7 protein-coding genes are annotated in these 5,329 nt (G+C 65.4%); 5 read left to right on the forward strand and 2 right to left on the reverse strand.

Features of this window, described 5'->3' with window-relative positions:
- Together SFU54_RS00620 and serB are read left to right on the forward strand one after the other, a co-directional pair.
- Window positions 1-1,198: glucose-1-phosphate adenylyltransferase (locus SFU54_RS00620; RefSeq protein ID WP_319014387.1), on the forward strand; the 1,198-nt coding region annotated here is incomplete at its 5' end.
- 43 nt (window positions 1,199-1,241) lie between these two features.
- Window positions 1,242-1,877, forward strand: a complete 636-nt coding sequence (gene serB / locus SFU54_RS00625; protein WP_319014388.1) for a phosphoserine phosphatase SerB — start codon at window positions 1,242-1,244, stop codon at window positions 1,875-1,877.
- Window positions 1,878-1,880: 3 nt separating this feature from the next.
- On the opposite strand, the gene fabG is transcribed toward serB, so the two are convergent.
- Window positions 1,881-2,591 carry a 3-oxoacyl-ACP reductase FabG gene (gene fabG, locus SFU54_RS00630; protein WP_319014389.1) on the reverse strand — a complete coding sequence of 237 codons (711 nt, stop codon included), beginning with the start codon at window positions 2,589-2,591 and terminating at the stop codon, window positions 1,881-1,883.
- Window positions 2,592-2,634: 43 nt separating this feature from the next.
- On the opposite strand from fabG, the gene SFU54_RS00635 reads away from it, so the two are divergent.
- From SFU54_RS00635 to SFU54_RS00645, 3 genes are read left to right on the forward strand one after another with little or no spacing between them, the layout of a single operon-like run.
- On the forward strand, window positions 2,635-2,928 hold the full coding sequence (locus SFU54_RS00635; protein WP_319014390.1) for a DUF3099 domain-containing protein: 294 nt from the start codon (window positions 2,635-2,637) through the stop codon (window positions 2,926-2,928).
- Entirely contained in the window at window positions 2,928-3,167 is a 240-nt protein-coding gene (locus SFU54_RS00640) for a hypothetical protein (RefSeq protein ID WP_319014391.1), read from the forward strand. The genes SFU54_RS00635 and SFU54_RS00640 overlap by 1 nt, the downstream gene beginning before the upstream one ends.
- A gap of 6 nt (window positions 3,168-3,173) precedes the next feature.
- The gene (locus tag SFU54_RS00645; protein ID WP_319014392.1) at window positions 3,174-4,013 is read left to right on the forward strand and encodes an SURF1 family protein; all 840 of its coding nucleotides are present in this window, start codon (window positions 3,174-3,176) and stop codon (window positions 4,011-4,013) included.
- Here the strand turns inward: SFU54_RS00645 and SFU54_RS00650 are convergent.
- Window positions 4,010-5,329: ABC-F family ATP-binding cassette domain-containing protein (locus tag SFU54_RS00650; protein WP_319014393.1), on the reverse strand; the 1,320-nt coding region annotated here is incomplete at its 5' end. The two genes, SFU54_RS00645 and SFU54_RS00650, sit on opposite strands and share 4 nt — an antisense overlap.

The following is a 5,329-nucleotide window of genomic DNA, read 5'->3' on the forward strand; positions in this document are numbered from 1 at the left end:
TGGTGAAGGCAAGCGGCTCATGCCCCTCACCGTCGACCGCGCCAAGCCTGCTGTGCCCTTCGCGGGCGGCTATCGACTCATCGACTTTGCGCTGTCGAATTTGATCAATTCGGGTCTTCGCCAGCTCGTCGTGCTGACGCAGTACAAGAGCCACTCTCTCGACCGCCACGTCTCGCAGACCTGGCGCCTCAGCGGCATGCTCAACGCCTACGTCGCGTCCGTGCCGGCGCAGCAGCGCCTCGGCAAGCGGTGGTTCTCGGGTTCGGCCGACGCCATTCTGCAGAGCCTCAACCTCATCCGCGACGAGAAGCCCGACATTGTCGTCGTCGTGGGCGCCGACCACGTGTACCGCATGGACTTCCGCCAGATGATCGAGGCGCACATTGCCAACGGCGCCGGAGTAACCGTCGCGGGCATCCGTCAGCCCATTTCGCTTGCCGACCAGTTCGGCGTGATCGAAACCGACCCGGCGAACCCGCAACGCATCGCGGCTTTTCACGAGAAGCCGAAGAACGCGGTCGGGCTTGCCGACTCGCCCCTCGAAGTGCTCGCCTCGATGGGCAACTACGTCTTCGACGCTGACGTTCTCGTCGATGCCGTCACGCGCGACGGTGATGACCCCGACAGTTCACACGACATGGGTGGTGACATCGTGCCAGCGTTCGTGCGTGATGGCCGCGCCTTCGTCTACGACCTCAACAACAACGAGGTTCCGGGGTCGACCGAACGCGATCGCTTCTACTGGCGCGACGTGGGCACGATCGAGTCGTTCTTCGACGCTCACCAAGACCTGATTTCTGCCTTGCCCGTCTTCAACCTCTACAACACCGAGTGGCCGATTTACTCGCAGCAGCTCAACTCGCCGCCGGCGAAGTTCGTGCGTGATGCCGCCGGCAATACCGGCAATGTCGTCGACTCGATCGTCTCGCTCGGAGCGGTCATCTCGGGCTCGCTCATCGAGCGCAGCGTGTTGGGCCCGTGGGTGACCATCGAGTCGGCAGAGGTCACCGACACCGTGGTGTTCGAGCGGGTCAAGATCGGCGCAGGTGCCGTCGTGCGCCGGGCTATCCTCGACAAAGAGGTTGTCGTGGCCCCGGGCGCCCAGGTGGGTGTCGACCACGACGCCGACCGCGCTCGCGGCCTCACGGTCACCGAGACGGGAATCGTGGTCGCCGGTAAGGGCGTCCGCATCGAGTAGAGCGGCTTGAGTCGCCCCGAGCCGCGCAGGAGCATCCACGAACATGGCGTCATTTCTCGTGGTGCTCGACGTCGACTCGACGCTCATCGAGCAAGAGGCCATTGAGCTTCTCGCCGACGAGGCGGGCGTAGGCGCTGAGGTCGCGGCAATCACTGCTCGAGCCATGGCGGGCGAGCTCGACTTTGCCGCATCGCTCGCCGAGCGCGTGGGGCTGCTCGCCGGCCTCGACACGCGCGTGGTCGCCCGCGTAGCCCCGCGCATCACCCTGACGCACGGTGCTCGAGAACTCGTTGCCGCCGTTCACGCGGCGGGCGGATGTGTTGCCGTGGTTTCGGGCGGATTCCACGAGTTGCTCGACCCGATCGCGCTCGAGCTCGGCCTTGACGCGCACCGCGCCAACCGACTTTCGGTGGCCGATGGTCGTTTCACGGGAACAACGGACGGCACGGTGGTCGACGCGACAGCGAAAGCCGACGCCCTGCGCGAGTGGGCGCACCAGTTCGGGGTTCCACTGTCACGCACGATCGCAGTGGGAGACGGCGCGAACGACCTCGAGATGATGGCGACCGCGGGGTTGTCGATCGCGTTCGACGCCAAGCCGGTCGTGCGCGCTGCGGCACACGTCAGCCTGCCCGAGCGCGACCTCTCGGCCGTGCTCGCGGTGGTGGGGCTGCGCTAAGGCTTAGTGCCCCATTCCGAGGCCACCGTCGACGGGAATCACCGCGCCGCTGATGTAGGCGGCATCGTCGCTCGCCAGCCACGTCACCACGCGAGCCACCTCGAGCGGCGTCGCAAACCGGCCCGCCGGAATGGCCTCTTGGTAGGCCTTCTGCTGGTCTTCGGGCAGAGCAGCCGTCATGTCGGTCTCGATGAATCCCGGAGCAACGACGTTCGCCGTGATGCCACGGCCGCCGAGCTCGCGCGTCAGCGAGCGTGCCATGCCCACGAGCGCCGACTTCGAGGCGCTGTAGTTGACCTGACCGGCCGAGCCGTAGAGGCCCACAACGCTCGAGATCAAGATGATGCGGCCGAAACGGGCCTTGAGCATCCCCTTCGACGCACGCTTCACGGTGCGGAAGGCGCCCGTGAGGTTCGTGTCGATGACGTCGGTGAAGTCGTCTTCTGACATGCGCAGCAGCAGGGTGTCGCGCGTGATACCCGCGTTGGCCACAACGACCTCGATGGGGCCGAGCTCGGCTTCGACGGTCGAGAAAGCGGCGTCGAGTGACGCGGAGTCGGTGACGTCGGCGATCACGGTGAGCGAGCCCTCGGGGCCCGAGCCCGAACGGGCCGTCACAGCCACGCGGTGGCCCTGGGCCACGAACTCTTGGGCGATCGAATAGCCGATGCCGCGGTTGCCGCCGGTAACAAGAACAGTGCGCTGGGTGGTCATGGCTCCCCAGCATATGCGCAACGTCGGGGGCTACCATCGCGGTGTGTCGAAGCCCACGTCCGCAGCCATCACGAGCTTGCCAACCTCGCCTGACGACGAGCGGCGTGCGCGCATGATTCGGTATGCGGTCGCGATGGGCATTCGCATGGTGTGCATTGGCGCGTGCTTCGTGACACCGGGCTGGTGGATGCTCATTCCCGCCTTTGGCGCGGTCGTGCTCCCCTACTTCGCCGTGATCGCCGCGAACACCGTCGTCTCGTCACCGCGAACAGCGGTCGAGCGGCCGGGTGCCGTGCTTCCCTTCGACAACCGCCCGTATTCGGGTGGACCGGCGTGATGGATCTGCCCGGTTCGATCTCGAGCGTGCGGTGCTCGCGTGCCGGATGCCGCGCCGAAGCAACGTGGGCCGTCAACTGGCGCAACCCGCGCATCCACACGCCGGATCGCGTCAAAGTGTGGCTCGCGTGTGACGAGCACCGCGATTACCTGTATGACTACGTTGATGCGCGCGGCTTTCCCGTGACGATCACTCCCGCGGGGGTTGTCGTTGACCGGGTTCCTGAGCGGGGAGAATAGCTCGTTGTGAGCATCCTCTCGCTGGCCCTGACGCGCCGCTGGCTCGGATGGCTGGCGTTCACGACGGTCTTTGCCGTCGTGTGCGTGGGTCTCGCACAGTGGCAGTGGGCGCGGCGCGTTGAGGCCGTCGCCGAGATTCGGGTGGTGGCTCAGAACTGGGATGCCGCGCCGGTCGCACTGCGTGAGGTGCTTCCGGGCGATGCCCCGCTCGCTCCCGCGGCGGAATGGACTCCGGTCGTGCTGGAGGGCGAGTATCTCGTCGACGAGCAAGTGCTCGTGCGCAACCGGCCGCTCGCCGGTCGCCCTGGCTTCGAAGTGCTCACTCCCCTGCTGCTCGCTTCGGGCGAGGTCTTCATCGTGAACCGCGGCTGGTTGCCGACGGGTGAGGCCCAGGACTCCCCCGACGTCGTGCCCATGCCGCCCACAGGAAGAGTCGACGTCATTGTCCGCCTCAAGCCGGGCGAGCCGACCATCGCCGGGCGCGGCGCGCCGGAGGGGCAAATCGCCACCATTCACCTTCCCGACCTTGCCGAGCGCATCGATGACGGCGCGGTCGTGACGGGTGCCTATGGGCTGCTCGACTCTGAATCACCGGCACCGGCGGAACGCCCGACTGCAGCGCTTCGCCCGGCGCCCGACGAGGGTCCGCACTTGAGCTACACGTTTCAGTGGTATCTCTTCGCGCTGTTGGGATTCGTTGGCTTTGGATGGGCACTGCGACACGAGTATCGCGCTCTGCGGGCCGACGAGACGGGCGTGCCCATCGAGCCGCGCGCGCGACGACGCCCCAGCGACGCCGACATCGAAGACGAGATTCTCGATGCGAGGTCGAATCAGTCGCGTTAGGCGAGCGAGATGAGTTCGGCGTAGTCCGCGGTCCAGAGATCTTCGACGCCGTCGGGCATGATCAACACTCGCTCGGGATTCAGTGCTGCGACAGCACCTTCGTCGTGGCTCACCAATACGACAGCGCCCGAGTAGCTCGCGAGAGCTCCCAAAATCTCTTCCCGACTCGCGGGGTCAAGGTTGTTGGTGGGCTCGTCGAGCAGCAAGAGGTTGGCTTTCGAGACGACGAGGGTCGCGAGCGAGAGACGCGTTTTCTCGCCACCCGACAGCACACCTGCGGGCTTCTGCACGTCATCACCGATGAAGAGGAATGATCCCAAGACACTGCGTGCCTCGCGTTCGGTGATCGACTCACTCGCGCTCATCATGTTCTCGAGCACGCTGCGCTTGACGTCGAGGGTCTCGTGCTCTTGTGCGTAGTACCCCACACGCAGGCCGTGACCGGGTTCAATCGTTCCCGTGTCGGGAGCATCCACCCCCGCAAGAATGCGCAACAAGGTCGTCTTGCCGGCGCCGTTGAGCCCCAAGATGACGACCTTCGACCCGCGGTCGACAGCCAGGTCGACCGCCGTGAAGATCTCGAGTGAGCCGTAGCTCTTCGAGAGATTGTGGGCTTGCAGCGGCGTCTTGCCCACGGGCGCTGGTTCCGGAAAACGCAGCTTGGCCACGCGGTCAACCGCGCGCACCTCATCGAGGCCCGAGAGCATCTTCTCGGCGCGCGCCACCATTTGGTGTGCCGCCGCGGCCTTAGAAGCTTTGGCGCCGAACCGTGCGGCCTGCAATTGAAGTGACGTTGCCTTCTTCTCGACGTTGGCGCGCTCTTTCTTGCGGCGTTCTTCGTCAGCCTCACGCTGCCGCAAGTAGTGCTTCCAGCCCATGTTGTAGATGTCGATGACGGTGCGGTTGGCATCGAGGTAAAAGACACGGTTGACCGTCTCTTCCACGAGGTGCACGTCGTGGCTAATGACGATGAAACCGCCCTGGTACGCCTTCAAGAAGTCACGTAGCCAGACGACCGAATCGGCGTCAAGGTGGTTGGTCGGTTCGTCGAGAATCATCGTCTCGGCATCGCTGAACAGGATGCGGGCGAGCTCGATACGGCGCCGCTGACCGCCCGACAGCGTGCTGAGCGGCTGGCTGAGGATGCGATCGGGAAGACTCAGGTTGCTCGCGATCGCCGCCGCTTCAGCTTCTGCCGCATAACCGCCAAGCGCATGGAATCGGTCGGTGAGCCGCCCGTACTGCGCCATCGCCTTCTCGGCCACAGCGGGGTTGCTGCTACCCATGTCGATCGACGCGCGTTCCATGTCGATGAC

This window comes from Microcella sp. (genome assembly GCF_033763155.1).
Classification (GTDB): domain Bacteria; phylum Actinomycetota; class Actinomycetes; order Actinomycetales; family Microbacteriaceae; genus Microcella.